Below are 18,006 nucleotides of genomic sequence, written 5' to 3' on the forward strand. Positions count from 1 at the left end.
CCTAGCCGGCGTGCGGCTTTTGCAGGACGTCGAACTGCGGGTTGGTCTCGGAAAAGATCGGCAGCGCGGCGGCACCAAGAACCGAAGTGTCCTTGCCGGCGGCGCCGACAAGGACACGCGGCACGGTGCGGGCGCTGGTCGAGCTGACCGAGAGGTACAAGGGGTCGAGCCGGCTGGCCAGGAGCTCGATGACGCCGACCGGCATGAAACCGCCGAGGACCACGGTTTCGGGATCGAGCGCGAGTTCGAGCATGTTGATCGCCTGGCGCAGCGGATCGATTGCCTGGACGACCCATGCTTCCAGACTGTCGCCATTGGCCAGCAATGCCTGGAGCAATTCCGGCGAGGCATGATCGGGGTCGGGGATTTCCAGGCACTCATAGGCGGCGCGCAACGAGACATAGCGTTCGAGACAGCCGCGCTTGCCGCAGCCGCATTCGAGGCCGCCGGGCTTGACGATCATGTGGCCGATCTCGCCGGCATTGTGGCGGCTGCCCTTGTAGAGATGGCCGTCCAGGAACAGGCCGGCGCCAAGGCCGGTGCCGATGAACAAATAGACGAAGCTGCCGAGGTTGCGGGCAACGCCATAGAGCCGCTCGCCGATGGCGGCGGCGGTGGCATCGTTCTCGACCGTTACTGGAATGCCGGTCAGCCGCTGCAGCTCTTCGGCGACGGGGAAATCCTGCCAGCCGGGCAGGGCGGTCGGCCCGACCGAGGTCATGCCCTCGACGTCGAACGGACCCGGCATCGCCATGCCGATGCCAAGCAGGCGGCTGCGGTCGAAACGAAACTTGCGCATCAGGTCGCCGGCTATCGCGGCCAGCAAGGGCATCGCCTGCGCCGGCGCCGGCCGGTCGACCGGGCGCTCGATGCGGGCGCGAACCGTGCCTGACAGATCGGTGATGACGCCGACCGCCAGCTGGTGGTCGAGCTGCAAACCGATCGAATAGCCGCCGTCGGGATTGATGGAGTAGGGGACCGCCGGCTGGCCGCGTGCGCCTTTCAGCGTGGCTTGCGCGCGAAGCAGCTGTTCCCGCTCGAGTTCCTCGACGATGTTGGAGATTGTCTGCGTGCTCAGTGCCGTCAGGCGCGCGATTGCCGCCCGCGACAAGGCACCGTTGGTCCTGATCGCTTCGATCACGACGCGGCGATTGTGTGACTTGGCCTGTTCGAGATTGGTGCCAGCGATGGCTTTTCTAGGGGGCATGTGCGCGTTACCAACGAACCTTCCGCAGAAAACAAATCAAGTTGATTTAATTATACGCAATGGTAGCTACCACTTCTAGCGGGTTTCGCAATGGCAGCGCCACGTGCCACGCGCGGATCAGCATTATTTGATGCCATCAGCGCAGCCGGCCGACGCCGAGATCGGCGAGCAACGGCTTTGCATTCCATCCGCCACTTCCATATATCGCAAGGCATGAAAAAAATCGGTTTCCTGTCATTCGGGCACTGGACGCCCTCATCGCAATCACAGACGCGGTCGGCATCGGACGCGCTGCTGCAGTCCATCGACCTAGCCGTCGCAGCCGAGCAACTGGGCGCGGACGGCGCCTATTTCCGTGTCCATCATTTTGCTCGTCAGCTCGCTTCGCCGTTCCCGCTGCTGGCAGCCGTCGGCGCGAAGACCAGCCGCATCGAGATCGGCACCGCGGTCATCGACATGCGCTACGAAAATCCGCTCTACATGGCCGAGGACGCCGGTGCTGCCGACATCATCGCCGGCGGCCGCCTGCAGCTTGGCATCAGCCGCGGCTCGCCGGAGCAGGTGATCGACGGCTGGCGCTATTTCGGCTACGCCCCGGCGGAGGGACAGAGCGACGCCGACATGGCGCGGCATCACGCCGAGGTGTTCCTCGATACGCTGCGGGGCGAGGGGTTCGCTCAGCCCAATCCACGGCCGATGTTCCCCAATCCGCCCGGCCTGCTGCGGCTCGAGCCGCATTCTGAAGGCTTGCGCGAGCGGATCTGGTGGGGTGCGGCCACCAACGCCACTTCGGAATGGGCGGCGAAACTGGGCATGAACCTACAGAGTTCGACGCTCAAATTCGACGAGAGTGGCAAGCCGTTCCACATCCAGCAGGCCGAGCAGATCCGGGTCTACCGCGAGGCATGGAAGGCGGCCGGCCATCAGCGCGAGCCGCGCGTGTCGGTCAGCCGCAGCATCTTCGCGCTGGTCGACGATCGCGACCGCGCCTATTTCGGGCGCGGCAACCAGAGCAGCGACCAGATCGGCTTCATCGAGGAGAACACCAAGGCGATCTTCGGGCGCAGCTACGCCGCCGAACCGGATGTGCTCATCAAGGAATTGGCGAAGGACGAGGCGATCGCCGAGGCCGACACCCTGCTGCTCACCGTGCCCAACCAGCTCGGCGTCGACTACAATGCCCATGTCATCGAGGCGATCCTGACCCATGTCGCTCCGGCGCTGGGCTGGCGCTGACACCGATCGATCAAGGCGGACTGCTACAGGGAGGACAACATGCCGAAGAAAGCCTTGATCGCCTGGGGAGGTTGGCAAGGGCATACGCCGGAACAGAGTGCGAAGGTCGTGCGCGGTCTGCTCGAGCGCAACGGATTCGACGTCACGCTGGGCGAGGGCACGGCGATGTTCGCCGATCCGAAGCTCAGCGCATTCGATCTCATCGTGCCCGTGATCACGATGTCGACGATCGAAAAGGCCGAACTTCAGAATCTGGTTCTCGCGGTTCGCCAGGGCAGTGGCCTTGGCGGATTTCACGGTACGATGTGCGACAGTTTCCGCAACGAAACCGATTATCAGTTCATGACCGGCGGCCAGTGGGTCGCGCATCCCGGCGACATCATCGACTATACGGTCGCCGTCACCAGGCCGGATGATCCGATCACAAGCGGCGTCCGTGATTTCGCCTACCGATCGGAGCAGTATTACATGCATGTCGATCCGGGCAACGAGGTGCTCGCCACAACCACCTTCACCGACCAGCACTTTCCGGGAATAGGCGGCGTCGTCATGCCGGTGGTCTGGAAGCGTCGCTATGGGGCTGGAAAGGTCTTCTACAGCGCGCTGGGTCACAATGCCGACGAGTTCGCGGTGCCGGAAATGGCCTTGATTGTCGAGCGCGGCCTTGTCTGGGCCGCCCGCTAGGTTGGATGCGGAAGGGAGGACGGGACCTTGACGGTATCGGTTAAAGACCTGCCGCTGCACACGCCGATCGATGGCCGGCACCGCAAGATGCTGATCGATGGCCTCTGGTGCGACGCGCTCGGCGGCCGGACTTTCGAGACGCGCAATCCCGCCACCGGCGCCGTGATCGGGACCCTGCGGCTCTCCGATTCAGGCGATATCGACCTCGCGGTGGCGGCGGCGCGGCGCGCCTTCGACGGACCCTGGAGCCGGTTCAAGCCCTATGAGCGCCAGCTGCTGCTGCTCAGGATTGCCGACCTGATGGAGCGTCACTGGGAGGAGATCGCGCTTTCCGACACGACGGACATGGGCATGCCCATCGTGCGCACGCTGGCCAACAAGAACCGCGTGCTCGGCATGCTGCGCTTCTACGCCGGCATGGCGACGTCGATCCATGGCCACTCGATCGGCAATTCGCTGCCGGGCGAGATCGTCTCCTACACGCGCAAGGAGCCGGTCGGCGTGGTCGGCGCGATCATTCCCTGGAATGCGCCGACAGCCGCGTCGATCTGGAAGATCGGCCCAGCGCTGGCGGCCGGCTGCACCATCGTGCTGAAGCCTTCCGAGGAAGCGCCGCTGACGCCGCTGTTGATCGGCGCGCTGATGATGGAGGCCGGCGCGCCTCCCGGCGTCGTCAACATTGTCACCGGCACCGGCGCGGAAGCCGGCGCGCCGCTCGCCGCCCATATGGACGTCGACAAGATCGTCTTCACCGGCTCCACAGTGACCGGCCAGAGCATCCTGCGCGCCTCGGCCGGCAACATGAAGCGCGTCTCGCTGGAACTTGGCGGCAAGTCGCCGGTCATCGTCTGCGCCGACGCCGATCTCGAGCGCGCCGTGCCGGTAGCGGCAATGTCTGTGTTCGCCAATTCCGGCCAGATCTGCATCGCCGGGTCGCGGCTGTTCGTCGAACGGCCGATCTACGAGGAATTTGTCGAACGGGTCTCGGCCTATGCGGCAAAACTCAGGATCGGCGACGGGGCCGACCCTGAAACCGAGATCGGGCCGCTGATTTCGCCCAAGCAGCTCGAACGCGTCACCGGCTACATCGAGGACGGCACCAGGCAAGGTGCCCGGCTGGTCACCGGCGGCAACCGCATCACGCAAGGCGGGCTCGGTGCGGGCAACTTCATGGCGCCCAGTGTGTTCTCGGGCGTTACCGATGACATGCGCATTGCCCGCGAAGAGATCTTCGGCCCGGTCATCTCGGCGCTGCCCTTCGACACGCTGGACGAGGTGGTTCGGCGCGGCAACGACACGCCTTATGGGCTGGGTGCCGGCGTGTTCACCCGCGACGTCGGCAAGGCGCACCAGCTGGCAAACCGCCTGCGCGCCGGCTCGGTCTGGGTCAACACCTATCATGCAATCGACCCGGCGGTGCCCTTCGGCGGCTACAAGATGAGCGGCTACGGGCGCGAGGGCGGGGCCGAGCATCTCGACGAATATCTCAATACCAAGGGCGTCTGGATCAGGACGGACTGAGAGACCGTTTGGAAACTCTACTCCTGCGGCCATCTGGCGGCGCTTTCTGCGCTTCCGGTGCTCAGGTACTCAAATGTACGCTCCGCTCCGGTTCTCGAAAACACCACCATATGACTCGCAGGAGCGAGTTTCGAAACAGTCTCTGGACGCCGCGCGATCCGCAAGGCCGCAGTCACCCGATGCCGCCCGTGACCGCGTACGCGCCGGCGGTGCGGCGATCCTCCAGCCGCACCACCGCTGTCACGATCGAGCCATACGAGCCGCGCCAGACGCTGTGGAAGCGGTGATGCTCGGCGGCCGGGACAAGCGCACTCCCGCTGAAGCGCGCGCCGCTTCTCTGCAGCGCGACGGCCTCTCCGTTGACGTGCAGCTGGATGCTGGCCGTATCGGTCGCTTCGCCAGGCAGGTCGAGCGTGATGACAATCTCGTCCTGATCACCCGAAGCCCGCGTCTCGGCGACAAGCGTGATGGCGAGCGGGGGCGCCTCGCTGTTCAGGGCTTGGCCGGGACGGCCTGCAAAGACATCGTCGGCCAATTCGGGCGTGCGCGGAGGACGGGTGCGGCGCTGACTGGAGCGCTCGAAATCGCCGGCCATGCGCAGCAGCTTTTCGTCATCATAGGCCTTGCCGGCAAAAGTGATGCCGACCGGCATGCCGATGTCGGCCATCGTTCCCATCGGTACGGTGACGGTCGGAATGCCGAAATGGCGCCAGACCAGATTGCCGTTGGCGACCCAGGTGCCATTGCGCCAGGCAAGCGCGGCCGACGCCTCGTTGACATCGGCATCGGCCGACCCGATATCGGCGGCGGCGGGCAGCACCACGGCATCGATGCCGTGGAGGTCCAGCCAGTCCTCGAAATCGATCCGCCTTGTCGTTTCTAGTCCCTTCAGACCGTCCTCGACTGTCGGAATGTCCACTGCGGGCGTGACACCGGATCGCGCCCGCTCAACGTACTCCGCCAAGTCAAAGCCGCCCTCATAGCGGTCGGGCAGTGTGCCCGGCGGCTGTGGAAAGATCTTTGCGCCGTCGACCGAGACGAGATCGGGCAGTGCCGGGTCGGCATTGGCGCGCAGAAAATCGTCCCAGCCCCAGATGCAGAGATCCCAGATTTCGCGGTTGGCGAATTCTTCTGGCACCAGGCCGCGCTCGGCCATGGTGCGCGCGCCGGGGCGGTCGCGCTCATAGTTGGAGACGACGGGAAAATCGACCTCAATCACCTCGGCGCCTAGCCGCGTGAGATCCGCCGCCGCCTGTTCCCACAGCGCAAGCACCGAGGCGCGGGTCTCGATCGGCCGATCCGCCCCGCTGTCGCGGCCGATATACATTTTGGGCACGCCGAGGCGCATGCCTTTCAGCGACCCCGCAAGCGCCAGATCAGTATAGCGTCGCGGCCGCACATCGGAGCTCTTCGGCAACTTGACCCAAGGCTGCGCGCGCCAGAAATCCCCTCGCGTCTCGGGATCGTCGGCAACGATGATTTCGAGCAGTTCGAGCATGTCTGGCAGGCTGCGCGTATGCGGCACCACGACATCCATGGTTGGCACCAGCGGCCAGTTGCCGCGCACCGAAATGATGCCGCGCGACGGCGTGTAGGCGACCAGCGCGTTGTTGGTGGCCGGCGCCCGACCGGACGACCAGGTTTCCTCGCCCAGCCCGAAGGCGCAGAAGCTGGCCGATGTCGCCGTGCCGGAGCCGTTGGACGAGCCCGACGCGAAGGCGGCGGTCAGGAAGTCGGCATTGTAGGGACTTTCGGCGCGGCCATAGACGCCGCGCTGCATGCCGCCATTGGCCATCGGCGGCATGTTGGTGAGGCCGATCAGCACGGCGCCGCCGGCGCGCAGCCGGGCGATGGTGAAAGCATCCTCGTTGGCGATGAGATGCTCGAAGGCCGGCGAGCCGGCGGCCACGGTCAGACCGGCGACCTTGTAGCTGTCCTTGGCGGTGTAGGGGATGCCGTCGAGCGGTCCGAGCGTGGCACTGTTGCGGCGGCGCTGGTCGGAGGCGGCGGCCTCCTCGAACATCGCTGGATTGAGCACCGGGACCGCGTTGAGGGTAATGCCGTGGCGGTCGAAATGCGCGATGCGCCTGAGATATGCCCCGACCAGTTCGACGCTGGTGACAGCGCCGCCATCTAGCGCGCGGCGCAATTGCTCGATCGTCGCTTCGACTAGACAAAGGCTGGCATCGGTCATCACTGGTTCCAAGCTGTCGTTGCAATCCCATGGATGAGCGAGGCGGCGGGCTTCGGCAAGAGCCAATCGCGATGGGTCTTCGGCGGCATTTGGTCTTCCTGCGGCACGGCGTCCGGGCCTGGCTTGCGAAACCGCGCCGTTGGGAACTTTTGTCCGCCTGGCGATTTTGGATGTATGGTGTGATTCAGGATAGCCAGGAGGTGTTGCCGATGACCACGAAATGCTTTGCGATCTTGGCTCTCGCTATCGCGATAGGCTCAGGCCTTTCTGGTTCGGCGTTCGCCGGCGATCGGCATCACCACCAGCAGGCCCAATCCGAACGCTACGTCCCCGCCGATGACAACCTCATCAACTTCCTTTTCGGCGGCCCGCGTTATTATGACCAGCTGTTGGTTACCACGGCGGCCGGACCGTGCTCCTACGACCGCGTTGGGCCCGACGCGAATGCGCTGAACAAGATCAACGATCATCATTGCGGCAAATAAGCCGCTCAGCGCCTGTTTGGAAACTCTATTCCGGAGGTCATCTGAAGGCGTTTTTTGTGCTTCCCTACAGCGCATTCTGGGCTTGCGGCATACAAACCCACACCGTGCGCCACCGCCGTCGAAGCCATCCAGCCCGGCAACGAGCCGTTGCTGCCGTCCGCGTAAGCACAGCCGCGGATGTGGCGTCAAAAAATCATACCGTAAGAGAAACCACGCCCTGTCGTTGAAAGCGCGGGTGAGGCATGGGGAGCATGAGGGAGGCTGCATTGCGAGATGACACGATGTCTGATCGGGATGACCTGATCCGCACGGCCATCGGGCGGCTGCTTTCCGAGAAAACCGGTGCCGCCGTCAATATCGATGAGAGAGTGCATTGCCGAGCTCTTGGCGCGGACCGGTGCCGTGCTGGACGAAAACCTGCAGGACCTGCTCCTGGAAATGGCCGAAGTCCGCGGCATGATCGTCACTCTCGATGTTTAGAGCAACCCCAGGCGCCGAGCTTCGGTGAGATCGTCAAGGTGTGGCGTGGCAGCAGCGGACTTGGGGCACCGCCTAGGCCGTATACCCATAAGCGATCGACGTCTGAGAATGGTAAGAGGCGTCCGTCCAACGGCCTCACCACAGGAGGTCATCAAAACGCTTTGCCGCTCCCGCTGCGATGCGATGTGGTGCCATCGATCAAGCATGAGAAGTCCGGCTGCAACTCAACCATGATGTTGGATACGGCAGGGGCGGCGCTGCTGGGTTCCTTCTCCGCATAGGTGGCCATAATATAGACGCCGCGAGGATGCTCAGCGTTTAGCCTTGCGGTGAGATGCCAGTGTGGCCTGAGCGCGTAAAGCTTCCTGAGCAACGAAAGGAGCATGGCATCAGAGTAGGAGCCGGCCAGGATTTCGGTGGCCATCAATCTCAATTCTCCCGGATTGTCGTTCTCTTTCTCGATGACCCAACCTCGTCCACCGTGGGGCTGGCCAATGATCGCTTCTAGTGCAGGGATGTGAACACGGCGCAGCTTCTGCCTGTTGTTGCAGCGTATGTAGATGCTCCATAATATCTCGTAGTCACCTGTCCAAGGCTCCGTGCGCTCCGGCATGCCTGGGTAGAACAACTGGGGCATATCTTCGCTCGTCATCGACCTTTCATGTCCGCCTTCCACGGTGCGGTCAAGCCTGCGGCTTTCATGTTGCGCCAGTTTGTGATTCAGACTGCTCAAGAACCAATACGACCTAACCGACTTCGAATGGCGCGCGACCCAGCCGCATCTGCCCAACAAGCTGCGAGGCGTGCCGCGCGTGGATGATCGGCGGGTTCTCAATGGCATCTTCTGGGTATTGCGCTCCGGTGCGCGCTGGGCCGACCCGCCGGCACGCTATGGACCGCCCACCACGATCTACAATCGCTTCAACCGCTGGCGCAAAGCCGGTGTCTGGGACCGCCTGATGGGTGCGGTCACCAAAGCCCACGACGGCAAGGTGCAGATGATCGATACCTCTATTGTTCGCGTCCACCAACAGGGTGCGACGGCAAAAAGGGGGATCGCAATCATTGTCTCGGTCGATCCCGAGGCGGGCTGACAACCAAAATCCATGCTCTTGTCGATGCCAAAGGCAGGCCGATCAAGCTGATGCTCACGGCAGGTCAGATGAGTGACATCGCATCCGCAGCGGACTTGATAACGGAATTGCCGGAAGGGGCCATGCTGCTTGCCGACAAGGGCTATGATGCCAACGCCTTGCGCAATGCCGTCACCGAGCGAAGGGCTTGGGCCAACATCCCTCCCAAGGCCAACCGCAAGGACCCGATCTGCTTCAGCGCCTTCCCCTACAAGGCACGCAACCTCGTCGAGCGCTTCTTCAACAAGGCCAAGCAGTTCCGCCGGATCGCAACCCGATACGACGAACTGGCGGAAAACTACCTCGCTGCCCTCAAACTCGTCTCAGTCCGCATCTGGCTACACGATAATGAGTCTACGTCCTAACGCTGTTGGATCAGCGTCCGCGCCACATCTTTCCCCGCCGCAAGAATACGATCCGACAATTCGGTTCCTTCCACCGCGCGGGCCAGTTGCAGCGCACCGATGAGCGTTGCAAAGACACCCAGTGCGGTACCTTCCGGGTCCTTGGCCTGCGGCAGTGCTGCAGCCAACTGGCGCACCAAGGTCAGCAAGTGGTCGGTATAGACTTCGCGCGTTTCAGGTGGCTGACGCGCGAGCTCCGGCAGCAGCGCGGCGGACGCGCAGCCCTTTCCCGGATTGTCCCGGTGCTCGGCGGACAGATATGCCTCTATGCCCATCTCCGGGCCACCGGAGGCCAGTGCTTCCGCCAGTTGCTGCGACTGGATCTCCATGGCCGCCGCCACGCTTTCGCGGACAAGCTCCGCCTTGGACTGAAAGTGCGGATAGAAGGCGCCGTTGGTCAGCCCGGCGTCGCTCATGATGGTTGCCAGTCCGGACGCCGCTATGCCGTCACCGCGAAAACGGTCGGCGGCGACCTCCATGATCCGGCCCCGTGACGCGTCCTTTCGGCCCTTTTCGTAGCGCATGGCTGCGATCCCTTTCCACTATTGCATTATGACCATAATTTGATATTATGAGTGTAATTCAACTGGCGCGACAAAACTAGCCCTCATGAGTTTGGAGCACGAAATGAATATGAATTCCGGAAAAACCGCTGTCGTGACGGGAGCCTCCTCGGGCATTGGCCGCGCCACCGCCGAGGCCTTGGTGCGGGCAGGGTTCACCGTCTTCGGCACGAGCCGCCGCAAAGCCAGCAACGGCCCGGACGGCGTGACCATGCTGGTTTGCGACGTGACCGACGGTGAGGCCGTCGCTGCGCTCGTTTCGACTGTGCTCTCACAGACCGGCCGGATCGATCTCCTGGTCAACAATGCCGGTGTCGGCCTGCTTGGCGGCGCGGAGGAATCCTCGGTCGCACAGGTGCAGTCGATGTTCGACGTCAACCTGTTCGGCGTCATGCGCGCGACCAATGCGGTGTTGCCGTCGATGCGGGGACGCGGCCAAGGGCGTATCATCAACATCGGCTCGGTGCTGGGCCTCGTACCAGCACCGTATGCCGCGCACTATTCGGCGGCCAAGCACGCGCTCGAAGGCTATTCGGAATCGCTCGATCACGAGGTTCGTGCCTTCAATATTCGCGTCTCGGTCATCGAGCCGGCATTCGTGCGCACCGTCTTCGACCAGAACGGGATTGAGCCGGATTCCTTGTTGAAAGAATACGATCTGGCCCGGGCCGGGGTCGACGCTCTGCTTCGCGATGTGATGCCCAAGGCCGATCGGCCGGAAGTGGTGGCGGAGGTGGTCGTCAGGGCCGCGACCGATGCTCGCCCGCGACGCCGCTACACCGCCGGCAGGGCTGCGCGGCAGGTCAGCATCCTGCCCCGTTTTGCGCCCGCGGCGATATTCGACAAGAGCTTGCGCAAGCAGTTCCGCCTGCCGGTCTGAACATCAGCGGGGCAAGAGATTTCACGCCCATGAGAAACACCAAAATCCCTTTCAGAAAGTCACTGCCATGAAGGCATTCGTCGTCGATAAATATAACAAGAAGGGCATTCTGCGGCTGGCCGAGATGCCCGAGCCGGAGCTCGCGGACAACGATGTCCTGGTCGAAATCCATGCCGCAGGGGTGAACCTCCTGGATTCCAAGATCAAAACCGGGGAGTTCAAACCCATCCTGCCGTATCGCCCTCCGTTCATCCTGGGCCACGACGTGGCCGGGAAGGTGAACCGTGTGGGATCAAAGGTCCGCAAGTTCAAACCCGGCGACGAGGTCTACGCGCGGCCGCGCGATGGCCGGATCGGGACATTCGCCGAGATCATCGCCATCAACGAAGCCGACGTGGCCTTGAAGCCCGAGAATCTCAGCATGGAAGAGGCGGCCTCGATCCCCCTGGTCGGTCTGACCGCCTGGCAAGTGCTTGTCGAAAGGGCAGGTTTGAAGAAGGGGCAAAAGGTCTTCATTCAGGCTGGCTCCGGCGGCGTGGGGACATTCGCCATACAGCTGGCGAAGCATCTCGGCGCGACGATTGCCACAACCGCTGGTGCGGCGAGTGCCGATCTGGCCAGGGGTCTCGGCGCCGATGTCGTCGTCGATTACAGGAAAGACGATTTTGAGAAAGCCCTGTCGGGCTACGACGTCGTCTTGAACAGCCAGGACGCCAAAACGCTTGAAAAATCCCTGAATGTGCTGAAACCGGGTGGGAAGCTCATCTCCATCTCCGGCCCACCGGATCCCGAATTTGCCAGGGAAAAGGGACTGAACTTGATGCTGAGATTGATACTGCGACTGTTGAGTCGCGGTATTCGGACCAAGGCCAGGCGCCGTGGGGTGACGTTTTCGTTCCTTTTCATGTGGGCGCAGGGCGATCAGCTGGGCAAGATCACCGCTCTCATCGAATCCGGAACCATCCGCCCGGTTGTCGATCGGGTCTTTCCATTCGAAGCGACCAATGAGGCTCTGGCTTACGTCGAAAGCGGGCGTGCGAAGGGCAAGGTCGTCATCAAGGTGAGATAGCGCTACATCGTTCCTGCGGTTCCGATGCTCGGCCAACGCCTGGGACACGGCGTGCGCGACATTCGAGCGGATTAGCGCCGAAGACAAGAACGAGAGGAGAGCTGGCGTTGACGTTGATCGACGGCCGGTCTCCGGCCGCCGCATCTACCGCAGCAGCTATTTGTTTCTTACGCAATTGCGCTGTGCAGTTGTCCTGGAACTGCTATCATTGATTGATCTCGGGTTCGACGAGCCTTGCCAGGTTCCTGAGCGACTCCTGCCAGCCGAGATAGCAGGCCTCGACCGGAATGACGTCCGGAATGCCTGCCTGGGTGATGTCAACTTCGGTGCCGACCGACACTTTTTTCAAGATTACGGTCACCTGGATCTCGCCGGGCAGGTTGGGATCGTCGAACCTGTCAGTGTAGCGCAGGCGTTCGGCCGGAACGAGTTCGAGATACTCGCCGCCGAAGGAATGGCTGTTGCCGGTCGTGAAGTTGCGGAAGGACATCTTGAACGTGCCGCCGACCTTTGCCTCGAAGTGATGGACAGTGCAGGTGAAGCCGTTCGGCGGAAGCCACTTCGCCAGCGCGTCCGCTTCAACGAAGGCGCGATAGACCTTCTCCGGGCTGGTCGTCAGAACGCGATGCAAACGTACGGTGCCGGGCATATCCTATTATCCTTTCACGATGGCTGTTCGATGTTCCCAGGACGAACGAGACTTGGCCAGTCCGACACACGCTCTCGGATTTTTGAGAGCCTGGCCGCAAGCCTGTCCGGCTGCGCACGACCTGGCGTACCCCGGTTCAGGTTGATGTGGGACTCGATTTTGCGGCGCCTGGCCTAATCGACGCAAATGCGGAACCGGATAGCCATTATGAGGAGACTGTTTATAACGGTTCGCTGAGATCGCGAAGACCAAGGGGAGACGATGCGCTACATACGTCCGCTTTCAATCGAAGATGCCGTTGGCCTGCTGGCCGGGTCGACAGGTACGGCCGCCATTCTTGCCGGGGGCAGCGACCTACTGGTGAGGATGAAGGGCGGCTTTGTCGAACCCGACCTGATCGTCGACATCAAGGCGATTGAGGCTTTGAGTGAAATCAGGGAAACGGCCGACGGCTTCAGCATCGGTGCCGCTGTTCCCTGTGCCGTCCTGGGCGAGAGCTCTGCCCTGAAGAAGGCATGGCCCGGCGTCGTCGAAGCGGCCAAGCTGATCGGCTCGAAGCAAGTGCAGGGACGCTGCACGATAACAGGCAATCTCTGCAACGCCTCGCCGGCTGCAGACAGCGTGCCGGCGCTGGTCGCGGCCGGCGCCAGGGCATCGGTAGTCGGCCCGGGGGGCAGGCGAACGATTCCCGTGGGGAGCGTGCCGACCGCGCCGGGCAAGACGTCGCTGGCTAAAGGCGAGATCATCGAGGCGATCCTGCTCGACAAGCGCGCAGCGCGCTCGGGCGATGCCTATCTGCGCTTCATTCCCCGTACGGAGATGGATATTGCGGTGGTCAGCGCCGGCGTGAACCTGACGCTCGACGAACGGGGCGTCGTCACAGCGGCCCGTGTGGCGCTGGGCGCCGCGGCACCCACCGTGCTGCTTGTGGAAGAGGCGGCCGAGGCCATTATCGGCAGGACGCTGGACGAAGCCGCGCTTGAAAGGCTCGCCAAGGTCTGCTTTGGCGCCTGCCGCCCCATCGACGACAAGCGGGGCACCATCGAATTCAGAAGGAAAGTTGCGGGTGTGCTGGCCAAGCGGGCCGCCACGACCGCCTATGCTCGTGCAGGAGGCAAATGATGGCTGGTGTAGCAGTCTCAACCACAATCAACGGCGACAGCGTCGAGTACCTTTGCCAGCCGGACGAGACGCTGCTCGACGTCTTGCGCGATCGCCTGGGGCTGACGGGCGTCAAGGAAGGCTGCGGCACCGGCGACTGCGGCGCCTGCAGCATCATCCTCGATGACCGGCTGGTGTGTTCGTGCCTGGTGCTCGGTGCGGAAGCCGAGGGCCGCCGCGTCGAGACCGTCGAGGGCATGGCGCATGGCGACAGCCTGCACCCGCTGCAGCAGAAATTCCTGGAGCATGCAGCACTTCAATGCGGCATCTGCACGCCTGGCTTCCTGATCGCGGCCAAGGACCTGCTGGCCAAGAACCCCGATCCGACCGAGGAGGAAATCCGCTTCGGCCTCGCCGGGAACCTCTGCCGCTGCACCGGCTACGACAAGATCGTGCGTGCCGTTCAGGACGCGGCAAACGTGATGAAGGGAGCATGACGATGAATTTCGATCCGCGTTACTCCACTCGCAACTTCGCCTCCGTCGGCACACGTCCTATCCGCCCCGACGGCGTAGACAAGGTGACGGGCCGCGCGCGCTACGGCGCGGATTTCAACATGGCCGGCCAGTTGGTCGGGCGCGTCCTCAGAAGCCCCCACGCCCACGCCACGATCAGGAAGATCGACACGTCGAAGGCGGAGAAGCTCCCCGGCGTGAAAGCGGTGATCACCGCGGCCGACCTGCCAGACCTCACCGATGGCGATGCCGCCATGTACGACATCCTCGACAATTGCATGGCGCGCACCAAGGCGCTCTATGACGGCCATGCGGTGGCCGCGGTGGCAGCCGTCGACGCCCGCACGGCGAGGCAGGCGCTGAAGCTGATCGAGGTCGACTATGAGCTTTTGCCGCATGTTACCGATGTCGACGAGGCGATGAAGCACTCCGCGCCGCTCATCAACGACGCCATCTTCACCGAGGGCCTCGAGGAAAAGCCGGTAAAGCCGTCCAACGTCACCAAGCGCAGCCAGTTTGGCCATGGCGATGTCCATCAGGGTTTCGGGCACGCCGATTTCATCGTCGAGCGCTCGTTCAAGACCGAGCAGACGCATCAGGGCTATATCGAGCCGCATGCCTGCGTGGCGAGCGTCAGTTCCGACGGCACCGCCGACCTCTGGGTCTGCACGCAGGGGCATTTCGTCTATCGCCAACACTGCGCCCAACTGCTTGGCATGGAAGCCTCGAAGCTGCGCGTCACCTCCTCGGAGATCGGCGGCGGCTTCGGCGGCAAGACCCATGTCTGGGCCGAGCCGGTGGCGCTGGCGCTGTCGCGCAAGGCGGGGCGCCCGGTCAAGCTGGTGATGACCCGCGACGAGGTGTTCCGCGCCTCGGGCCCGACCAGCGCCACCTCGATCGACGTGAAGATCGGCGCCCGCAAGGACGGCACCATCACCGCCGCCGAAGCGACGCTGCGCTATTCCTGTGGTCCGTATCCGGGCTCCTGGGCCGAGATCGGCGCCATGACGGCGTTCGCCTGCTACAGGCTCGAGAACGTCAAGACGGTCGGCTACGAAGTGTTGGTCAACCGGCCGAAGACGGCGGCCTATCGCGCGCCCTCCGCACCCATGGCGGCGTTCGCGGTGGAAAGCGCGGTCGACGAACTGGCCAAAGAGATCGGCATGGACCCGGTCGACTTCCGCATAAAGAACGCCGCGCAGGAAGGCACCAGGTCGTCCTACGGCCCGGTCTATGGCCCGATCGGCATCGGCCCGACGCTGGAGGCGGTGAAGAACCATCCGCACATGAAGGCGCCGCTCGGAAAGAACCAGGGCAGGGGCATGGCCTGCGGCTTCTGGTTCAACTTCGGCGGCCAGACCTGCACCGACCTCAACATCGGCATGGACGGCTCGGTCTCGCTTGCCGTCGGAACGGTCGATGTGGGTGGTTCCCGCGCGTCGCTGTCGCTGGTGGCGGCGGAGGAGCTCGGCATCGACTACGCCCAAGTCAAGGCGATCGTCGCCGACACCTCCAGCCTCGGCTACAACGACATGACCGATGGCAGCCGGGGCACGTTCTCGTCTTCCATGGCGACCATCTCGGCCGCCCGCAACGCGATCAAGATCCTGCGCGAACGCGCCGCGCAGATGTGGGACATCTCCGTCGACGACGTGGTCTGGGAACAGGGCCACGCGGTTGCCAAGGGTGACAAGCACGGCAATCTCGGCAAGCTGTCGCTGAGGGAGATTGCCGCCGCGTCGGGCACGACCGGCGGACCGATCGCCGGCCACAGCGAACTCGTTGCCGACGGAGCCGGCGTCTCCTTCGCCACCCATATCTGCGATATCGAGGTCGACCCCGAGACCGGCGCCACGAGGGTGTTGCGCTACACGGTGGTGCAAGATGCCGGCAAGGCGGTGCACCCGACCTATGTGGAGGGACAGTATCAGGGCGGTGCCGCGCAAGGCATCGGCTGGGCGCTCAACGAGGAGTATATCTACGGCAAGGACGGGCGGCTGCAGAATCCCGGCTTCCTCGACTACCGCATCCCGGTCTGCTCTGACCTGCCGATGATCGACACGCAGATCCTCGAGATCCCCAACCCCAACCACCCCTACGGGGTGCGCGGCGTCGGCGAGACGTCGATCGTGCCGCCGCTGGCGGCGATCGCCAATGCGGTGTCGAATGCAGCCGGCGTGCGGATGGCACATATTCCGATGTCGCCACCGCGCATCCTGGCGGCGATCGAGGCGGAACGGGCAGGCTGATGGTCGAAGTGACGCTCTGGGGATCGCTTGGCGCGGCCGCCGGAGGCAAGAACAAGGTCGAGATCGAGGCCAAGGACATAAGGGAGCTGTTCAGGAAACTGGCTGAACAGTATCCCGGCATCGAGCCCTTGATCGACCGCGGCATCGCCGTCGCCATCGACGGGACGATCTATCGCGACACCTGGTCGAAGGAATTGCCAAAAGGGTCGGAAATTTTCCTGCTGCCGAGGCTGGCAGGGGGATAATTGACAAGCGTCTCGCTGCTGTGGCTTAGCGACGAGCCCGACACCATGCCGCAGGCGATCGACGCGACGGGCGCCGAGGGCCGAACCCGACCCTATGTTGCCTTCACGATTCTCGGTTTAGTCGGTCGGCGGGATTGAGCCGCGCTCTCGAGGGCCAAGGCCAACCGCTTCTCGTCTTCGATGGCGCGGTCGACTGCCTCAATTTCCTCTTGGAGCGCCTTCAACTCGGCTCCGTAGCTGGAGCCGTCGCTGTCCCCGATCTGAAAGCCACTTGCCCGCATTGCGTCGCGGGTATGGTGCACGTTACGGACTCCTTCGCGTCGAGTCGCGACCAGGATTTCCCTGAACTCTCCAAGACGTTCAACGTGATTGCGAGTCATTGCGTTCTCCTTACGGCGCAGAAGGTTTAAATGACTACAGGAGATACTCTCGACAAAGCATGAGTGCGAAAGCTCAAATTTGAACGTCTTGCAATAACGTGGAGCGCAGCAGGCGGAAATTGGCTTGGGACCCAGGTGTTAGACTCTTCCGCCGAGAGCGTCCGCTGCTCGGCTCGGCTGCTCGTCGGCGCGCTTGCTGGTCCACCCAGCTGCGGTTCTGGATCGCGAGAGTCCGTTTCTGAGCGCACAGCAACGCTGGTCTCAATGTCCGAAAAGAGGCGCAAGGCGGACCTGCCCGATGTTTCATGCGCGAACGCCTGAGATGCGAACGCCGCCATTAACCATCGATTAACTATCCGGTCGCCTTTAATTCAATTTTGCAGCATACTGATTTGGGTAGCGAGGCTACTCAGGGAGACTGAAACAAGAGGTAATTCTCCTTTCGCGCACACCTGCCACTCGCGACAGTCGAAATTGAAAAGGAACGACGGAACACCGTCGTCTCATAGGGAGGCGCCAGCATCTTGTTTGATGAGGAGCGCCAGAATGAAAATCGAAGATGCAGTTACGGCAGTGACGTCGGAAGCGAGCGCGCTCACGTCCTGCCTCGGCCAGCCCGTTGTCGCCTACCACGTCACGGAAATCATGAGAGAGGCAGACCTTGCACACGCCCGCGAGATGCAACTCGCGCTGCTGCGACGAAGCATAGAAGCTCTTGTCGATGACGGCCTGGAAGACATCGCCGCCGAACATTTTGCATCCCAGTTCGACGGCCGCATCGGCTTGACCTGGATACTCCTGCACGCATCCGACGGCGTGGCGCATTGATCAAGACCAGAGCGGCAGGTCGCGCCGCGGCGCGCCGGAGCGCAGGACCCAGAAAATTCCATTCAGCACGCGCCGATCATCGACGCGTGGCGGCGAGATCGCTTTCGCCCAACCCGCGGGCCGATAGCCGACATTCCACAATTCGCCAATCTCGACCATTTCCCGGTTTATGGGTTCACGGCC

18 protein-coding genes and 2 pseudogenes are annotated in these 18,006 nt (G+C 63.1%); 13 read left to right on the top strand and 7 right to left on the bottom strand.

All coding sequences use genetic code 11. From position 1 onward, the window contains the following. Position 1 precedes the first annotated feature (1 nt). Positions 2-1,207, bottom strand: coding sequence for an ROK family transcriptional regulator (locus AC1DYW_RS14255; RefSeq protein WP_477226637.1), 1,206 nt, complete (start codon positions 1,205-1,207; stop codon positions 2-4). 213 nt (positions 1,208-1,420) lie between these two features. Here AC1DYW_RS14255 and AC1DYW_RS14260 point away from each other — a divergent pair, with 213 nt between their 5' ends. The 3 genes from AC1DYW_RS14260 to AC1DYW_RS14270 all read left to right on the top strand — a co-directional run bounded on the left by AC1DYW_RS14260 (position 1,421) and on the right by AC1DYW_RS14270 (position 4,648). Further along, positions 1,421-2,443, top strand: coding sequence for an LLM class flavin-dependent oxidoreductase (locus AC1DYW_RS14260; protein ID WP_457153188.1), 1,023 nt, complete (start codon positions 1,421-1,423; stop codon positions 2,441-2,443). A 39-nt stretch (positions 2,444-2,482) separates the two neighbouring features. Continuing rightward, entirely contained in the window at positions 2,483-3,127 is a 645-nt protein-coding gene (locus tag AC1DYW_RS14265) for a ThuA domain-containing protein (RefSeq protein ID WP_477226638.1), read from the top strand. Between the two features lie 87 nt (positions 3,128-3,214). Next, positions 3,215-4,648, top strand: a complete 1,434-nt coding sequence (locus tag AC1DYW_RS14270; protein WP_477227077.1) for an aldehyde dehydrogenase family protein — start codon at positions 3,215-3,217, stop codon at positions 4,646-4,648. A 172-nt stretch (positions 4,649-4,820) separates the two neighbouring features. On the opposite strand, the gene AC1DYW_RS14275 is transcribed toward AC1DYW_RS14270, so the two are convergent. After that, the gene (locus tag AC1DYW_RS14275) at positions 4,821-6,842 is read right to left on the bottom strand and encodes an amidase (protein ID WP_477226639.1); all 2,022 of its coding nucleotides are present in this window, start codon (positions 6,840-6,842) and stop codon (positions 4,821-4,823) included. A gap of 170 nt (positions 6,843-7,012) precedes the next feature. Between AC1DYW_RS14275 and AC1DYW_RS14280 the strand changes: the two genes are divergently transcribed. Together AC1DYW_RS14280 and AC1DYW_RS14285 are read left to right on the top strand one after the other, a co-directional pair. Beyond that, positions 7,013-7,327 carry a hypothetical protein gene (locus tag AC1DYW_RS14280; protein ID WP_477226640.1) on the top strand — a complete coding sequence of 105 codons (315 nt, stop codon included), beginning with the start codon at positions 7,013-7,015 and terminating at the stop codon, positions 7,325-7,327. A 342-nt stretch (positions 7,328-7,669) separates the two neighbouring features. Further along, positions 7,670-7,807 carry a hypothetical protein gene (locus AC1DYW_RS14285; RefSeq protein ID WP_477226641.1) on the top strand — a complete coding sequence of 46 codons (138 nt, stop codon included), beginning with the start codon at positions 7,670-7,672 and terminating at the stop codon, positions 7,805-7,807. 151 nt (positions 7,808-7,958) lie between these two features. On the opposite strand, the gene AC1DYW_RS14290 is transcribed toward AC1DYW_RS14285, so the two are convergent. Continuing rightward, positions 7,959-8,540, bottom strand: a complete 582-nt coding sequence (locus AC1DYW_RS14290) for a hypothetical protein (protein ID WP_457153184.1) — start codon at positions 8,538-8,540, stop codon at positions 7,959-7,961. 61 nt (positions 8,541-8,601) lie between these two features. On the opposite strand from AC1DYW_RS14290, the pseudogene AC1DYW_RS14295 reads away from it, so the two are divergent. Then, positions 8,602-9,305: pseudogene (locus tag AC1DYW_RS14295) on the top strand (IS5 family transposase). Here AC1DYW_RS14295 and AC1DYW_RS14300 read toward each other — a convergent pair. Next, entirely contained in the window at positions 9,302-9,868 is a 567-nt protein-coding gene (locus AC1DYW_RS14300; RefSeq protein ID WP_477226642.1) for a TetR/AcrR family transcriptional regulator, read from the bottom strand. The pseudogene AC1DYW_RS14295 and the gene AC1DYW_RS14300 sit on opposite strands and share 4 nt — an antisense overlap. Positions 9,869-9,971: 103 nt before the next feature. On the opposite strand from AC1DYW_RS14300, the gene AC1DYW_RS14305 reads away from it, so the two are divergent. Together AC1DYW_RS14305 and AC1DYW_RS14310 are read left to right on the top strand one after the other, a co-directional pair. Continuing rightward, positions 9,972-10,787 (top strand): oxidoreductase, encoded by an 816-nt coding sequence (locus AC1DYW_RS14305; RefSeq protein ID WP_477226643.1) that lies wholly within the window; start codon positions 9,972-9,974, stop codon positions 10,785-10,787. Positions 10,788-10,854: 67 nt separating this feature from the next. Continuing rightward, entirely contained in the window at positions 10,855-11,856 is a 1,002-nt protein-coding gene (locus tag AC1DYW_RS14310; protein WP_457155192.1) for an NADP-dependent oxidoreductase, read from the top strand. A gap of 205 nt (positions 11,857-12,061) precedes the next feature. Here the strand turns inward: AC1DYW_RS14310 and AC1DYW_RS14315 are convergent, their stop codons facing one another. Then, on the bottom strand, positions 12,062-12,505 hold the full coding sequence (locus AC1DYW_RS14315) for an SRPBCC family protein (protein WP_457155191.1): 444 nt from the start codon (positions 12,503-12,505) through the stop codon (positions 12,062-12,064). A gap of 261 nt (positions 12,506-12,766) precedes the next feature. Between AC1DYW_RS14315 and AC1DYW_RS14320 the strand changes: the two genes are divergently transcribed. The 4 genes from AC1DYW_RS14320 to AC1DYW_RS14335 are packed head-to-tail and all read left to right on the top strand — an operon-like array spanning position 12,767 to position 16,615. Beyond that, positions 12,767-13,627 carry an FAD binding domain-containing protein gene (locus AC1DYW_RS14320; RefSeq protein ID WP_457154204.1) on the top strand — a complete coding sequence of 287 codons (861 nt, stop codon included), beginning with the start codon at positions 12,767-12,769 and terminating at the stop codon, positions 13,625-13,627. Next, the gene (locus AC1DYW_RS14325) at positions 13,627-14,103 is read left to right on the top strand and encodes a (2Fe-2S)-binding protein (RefSeq protein WP_095091114.1); all 477 of its coding nucleotides are present in this window, start codon (positions 13,627-13,629) and stop codon (positions 14,101-14,103) included. The genes AC1DYW_RS14320 and AC1DYW_RS14325 overlap by 1 nt, the downstream gene beginning before the upstream one ends. A 2-nt stretch (positions 14,104-14,105) precedes the next feature. Further along, positions 14,106-16,370 carry a xanthine dehydrogenase family protein molybdopterin-binding subunit gene (locus AC1DYW_RS14330; RefSeq protein WP_477227078.1) on the top strand — a complete coding sequence of 755 codons (2,265 nt, stop codon included), beginning with the start codon at positions 14,106-14,108 and terminating at the stop codon, positions 16,368-16,370. Then, positions 16,370-16,615 carry a MoaD/ThiS family protein gene (locus AC1DYW_RS14335; protein WP_095091116.1) on the top strand — a complete coding sequence of 82 codons (246 nt, stop codon included), beginning with the start codon at positions 16,370-16,372 and terminating at the stop codon, positions 16,613-16,615. Before AC1DYW_RS14330 ends, AC1DYW_RS14335 begins: the two co-directional genes overlap by 1 nt. A gap of 92 nt (positions 16,616-16,707) precedes the next feature. Here the strand turns inward: AC1DYW_RS14335 and AC1DYW_RS14340 are convergent, their stop codons facing one another. Further along, positions 16,708-16,995, bottom strand: a complete 288-nt coding sequence (locus AC1DYW_RS14340; protein WP_095091117.1) for a hypothetical protein — start codon at positions 16,993-16,995, stop codon at positions 16,708-16,710. Between the two features lie 546 nt (positions 16,996-17,541). Between AC1DYW_RS14340 and AC1DYW_RS14345 the strand changes: the two genes are divergently transcribed. After that, positions 17,542-17,823: a hypothetical protein gene (locus AC1DYW_RS14345; RefSeq protein WP_477226644.1), complete on the top strand. Its 282-nt coding sequence runs from the start codon at positions 17,542-17,544 to the stop codon at positions 17,821-17,823. A gap of 12 nt (positions 17,824-17,835) precedes the next feature. Here the strand turns inward: AC1DYW_RS14345 and AC1DYW_RS14350 are convergent. Continuing rightward, positions 17,836-17,913, bottom strand: a pseudogene (locus tag AC1DYW_RS14350) (IS5/IS1182 family transposase); the annotation flags it as partial. Between the last annotated feature and the right edge of the window lie 93 nt (positions 17,914-18,006).

Source organism: Mesorhizobium sp. P2_D5 (assembly GCF_056404355.1).

Coding starts and splice junctions, on each gene's coding strand:
- AC1DYW_RS14255 (WP_477226637.1), bottom strand. CDS start 1,207: ATGCCCCCTAGAAAAGCCATCGCTGGCACCAATCTCGAACAGGCCAAG.
- AC1DYW_RS14260 (WP_457153188.1), top strand. CDS start 1,421: ATGAAAAAAATCGGTTTCCTGTCATTCGGGCACTGGACGCCCTCATCG.
- AC1DYW_RS14265 (WP_477226638.1), top strand. CDS start 2,483: ATGCCGAAGAAAGCCTTGATCGCCTGGGGAGGTTGGCAAGGGCATACG.
- AC1DYW_RS14270 (WP_477227077.1), top strand. CDS start 3,215: ATGCTGATCGATGGCCTCTGGTGCGACGCGCTCGGCGGCCGGACTTTC.
- AC1DYW_RS14275 (WP_477226639.1), bottom strand. CDS start 6,842: ATGACCGATGCCAGCCTTTGTCTAGTCGAAGCGACGATCGAGCAATTG.
- AC1DYW_RS14280 (WP_477226640.1), top strand. CDS start 7,013: ATGTATGGTGTGATTCAGGATAGCCAGGAGGTGTTGCCGATGACCACG.
- AC1DYW_RS14300 (WP_477226642.1), bottom strand. CDS start 9,868: ATGCGCTACGAAAAGGGCCGAAAGGACGCGTCACGGGGCCGGATCATG.
- AC1DYW_RS14305 (WP_477226643.1), top strand. CDS start 9,972: ATGAATATGAATTCCGGAAAAACCGCTGTCGTGACGGGAGCCTCCTCG.
- AC1DYW_RS14310 (WP_457155192.1), top strand. CDS start 10,855: ATGAAGGCATTCGTCGTCGATAAATATAACAAGAAGGGCATTCTGCGG.
- AC1DYW_RS14315 (WP_457155191.1), bottom strand. CDS start 12,505: ATGCCCGGCACCGTACGTTTGCATCGCGTTCTGACGACCAGCCCGGAG.
- AC1DYW_RS14320 (WP_457154204.1), top strand. CDS start 12,767: ATGCGCTACATACGTCCGCTTTCAATCGAAGATGCCGTTGGCCTGCTG.
- AC1DYW_RS14325 (WP_095091114.1), top strand. CDS start 13,627: ATGGCTGGTGTAGCAGTCTCAACCACAATCAACGGCGACAGCGTCGAG.
- AC1DYW_RS14330 (WP_477227078.1), top strand. CDS start 14,106: ATGAATTTCGATCCGCGTTACTCCACTCGCAACTTCGCCTCCGTCGGC.
- AC1DYW_RS14335 (WP_095091116.1), top strand. CDS start 16,370: ATGGTCGAAGTGACGCTCTGGGGATCGCTTGGCGCGGCCGCCGGAGGC.
- AC1DYW_RS14340 (WP_095091117.1), bottom strand. CDS start 16,995: ATGACTCGCAATCACGTTGAACGTCTTGGAGAGTTCAGGGAAATCCTG.
- AC1DYW_RS14345 (WP_477226644.1), top strand. CDS start 17,542: ATGAAAATCGAAGATGCAGTTACGGCAGTGACGTCGGAAGCGAGCGCG.